This is a genomic window from Xanthomonas sp. SHU 308, assembly GCF_000364645.1.
Taxonomy (GTDB): domain Bacteria; phylum Pseudomonadota; class Gammaproteobacteria; order Xanthomonadales; family Xanthomonadaceae; genus Xanthomonas_A; species Xanthomonas_A sontii.
Genome location: NZ_AQOK01000080.1, coordinates 1 through 2,231, shown reverse-complemented (window position 1 = coordinate 2,231; position 2,231 = coordinate 1). Strand labels below are relative to the sequence as shown.

Annotated in this window: 4 protein-coding genes; 3 read left to right on the top strand and 1 reads right to left on the bottom strand. The window is 71.3% G+C overall.

What is annotated here, in order from left to right; all coding sequences use genetic code 11:
- The 3 genes from D588_RS23930 to D588_RS0103630 all read left to right on the top strand — a co-directional run.
- The coding region (locus D588_RS23930; protein ID WP_017915014.1) for a hypothetical protein at positions 1-466 on the top strand (466 nt) is incomplete at its 5' end.
- A 78-nt stretch (positions 467-544) separates the two neighbouring features.
- A complete protein-coding gene (gene xth, locus D588_RS0103635; RefSeq protein WP_017915013.1) occupies positions 545-1,321 on the top strand; it encodes an exodeoxyribonuclease III in 777 nt (258 codons plus the stop codon).
- A complete protein-coding gene (locus D588_RS0103630) occupies positions 1,318-1,749 on the top strand; it encodes a GFA family protein (protein WP_017915012.1) in 432 nt (143 codons plus the stop codon). The genes xth and D588_RS0103630 overlap by 4 nt, the downstream gene beginning before the upstream one ends.
- Before the next feature lie 64 nt (positions 1,750-1,813).
- Here the strand turns inward: D588_RS0103630 and D588_RS0103625 are convergent, their stop codons facing one another.
- Positions 1,814-2,065 carry a GlsB/YeaQ/YmgE family stress response membrane protein gene (locus D588_RS0103625; protein WP_017908994.1) on the bottom strand — a complete coding sequence of 84 codons (252 nt, stop codon included), beginning with the start codon at positions 2,063-2,065 and terminating at the stop codon, positions 1,814-1,816.
- Positions 2,066-2,231: the final 166 nt, after the last annotated feature.

Sequence of the window (2,231 nt, the reverse complement as noted above, 5' to 3'; positions counted from 1 at the left end):
CGGCGTCGCCGGGCTCGATGCCGCGCAGATCGAGGCGCTGCTGCGCAGTGCGGCCTCGCGCGGCGATGCCGACGCGCAACGCCAGTTGCTGGCGCAGCGCGTGGCGCAGTTGGTCGCGCGCGCCGGCAGCGTCGACGCGGAAGGGCAACGCGCTCCGCTGTCGGCCGCCGACGAGCGCGATGCCGAGGACGTGGTGACGCAACTGGAAGGCCGCGCGCTGCACGGCGACCGCACGTCGATCGACGCCTTGGCGCAACTGCTGCGCGCGCCCTGGCTGGCGGTGGCCGATCCGCCGTACGCCGCGGCCTGGCAACTGGCCGCGCGGCAGGCGCCGGAGCGGCCGTTCCCGCCGCCGGAACAGGCGCTCGGTGCCGACGAACTGCTCGACGGCTTGAACGAGGCGCAGCGTCAGCAGGCGCTGAGCCTGGCGCCGGCGCTGTTCGCGCAATGCTGCGCGCGGCGCTGAACGGCCTGGTGCCCGCGGTTTGGCCGCCGCGGCGGCTGCGGTCAGAATAGCGGCCGGCTTCCCCGTCCCGGATTTCCCTTGAAGATCGCCAGCTGGAACGTCAACTCGCTCAATGTGCGCCTGCCGCACCTGCAACAGTGGCTGGCCGCGTTCGCGCCGGACGTGGTCGGGATCCAGGAGACCAAGCTGGAGGACCACAAGTTTCCCGACACGGCGCTGGCCGAGGCCGGCTACCGCAGCGTGTTCGCCGGGCAGAAGACCTACAACGGCGTGGCGATCCTCTCGCGCCTGCCGATCGGCGACGTGCAGATCGGCGTGCCGGGCCTGGAGGACGAGCAGAAGCGCGCCATCGCCGCCACCATCGGCGACCTGCGCATCGTCAATCTGTACGTGGTCAACGGCCAGGACGTGGGCACCGACAAGTACGCCTACAAGCTGCGCTGGCTGGAGGCGGTGCACGCCTGGCTGGCCGACGAGCTGCAGCGGCATCCGCGGCTGGTGGTGCTGGGCGACTTCAACATCGCCCCGGATGCGCGCGATGTGCATGATCCGCTGGTGTGGAGCGACAACCACATCCTCACCTCCACCGCCGAGCGCGGCGCCCTGCACAAGCTGCTCGGCCTGGGCCTGCACGACGGCTTCCGCCTGCACCATGCCGACGGTGGCATCTTCAGCTGGTGGGACTACCGCCAGGCCGGCTTCCGCCGCGACCTGGGGCTGCGCATCGACCTGACCCTGGTGTCCGAGGCGCTGAAGGCGCGCACTCGCGGTGCCGGCATCGACCGCGAGCCGCGCAGCTGGGACCGCCCCAGCGATCACGCGCCGGCCTGGGTCGAGCTGGAGCCGGCGGCATGAGCGAGCGCCACGTGCGCCGCTGCATCGACAAGGTCGGCGACACCGCGATCGCGCCGCTGCACCGGCTCAGCTGCCACTGCGGTGCGGTGCAGATCGACCTGGAGCTGCCGCAGGGCATCGTCGACCCGCGCCGCTGCAACTGCTCGCTGTGCCGGCGCCGCGGCGCCATCGTCGCCTCGGTGCCGCTGGCGGCCCTGCACGTCCGCCAGGGCGAGCAGGCGCTGCGCCTGTACCAGTTCCACACGCATACCGCGCAGCATTATTTCTGCGGCACCTGCGGGATCTACACGCATCATCGGCGCCGCTCCGATCCCAGCCTGTACGGCTACAACGTCGGCTGCCTGGAGGGCGTGGACCCGTATGCGCTGGCCATCGCGGTGCCGGTCGAGGACGGCGTGCGCCATCCGGCCGACCGCGCTGCGTCGTGAGCGGGGCCGCAAATGCAAAACGCCCGGCGAACCGGGCGTTTGCGCAAGCGGCGAGGGCGCTGTGTCAGCGCGCGCGGCCGCGGGTGAACAGGTTGACGATCGCCAGCAGGATGATGGCGCCGATCAACGAGTACAGGAACGTCCACAGGGTGATGGCCTGGTTGATGCCGCCGCCGAACAGCCAGCCGGCGATCAGCGCGCCGACGATGCCGACCACGATGTTCAGGATGATGCCCTGCTGTGCGTCACGGCGCATGATGATGCTGGCCAGCCAGCCCACGATGCCGCCGACGATCAACCAGATGATGATGCCCATGCGTCAGACTCCTCGGTTCGGCCCGCACCAGGAGCGGTGGGGTGCGCGTCATTTAAGGAGCGCCGCCGTGAAGCGGCCGTATAGCGTCGGCCCCGCCGCGCAGCGGCCATTCCGCTTTGTGGGCGCGGCGTGAGCGCGCCGACGCCGCCGGTGGCCGACGGCGCCA

Bases quoted from the DNA above. Each gene is read 5' to 3' on its own strand.
- D588_RS0103625 (WP_017908994.1), bottom strand. From the start codon at position 2,065: ATGGGCATCATCATCTGGTTGATCGTCGGCGGCATCGTGGGCTGGCTG.
- D588_RS0103630 (WP_017915012.1), top strand. From the start codon at position 1,318: ATGAGCGAGCGCCACGTGCGCCGCTGCATCGACAAGGTCGGCGACACC.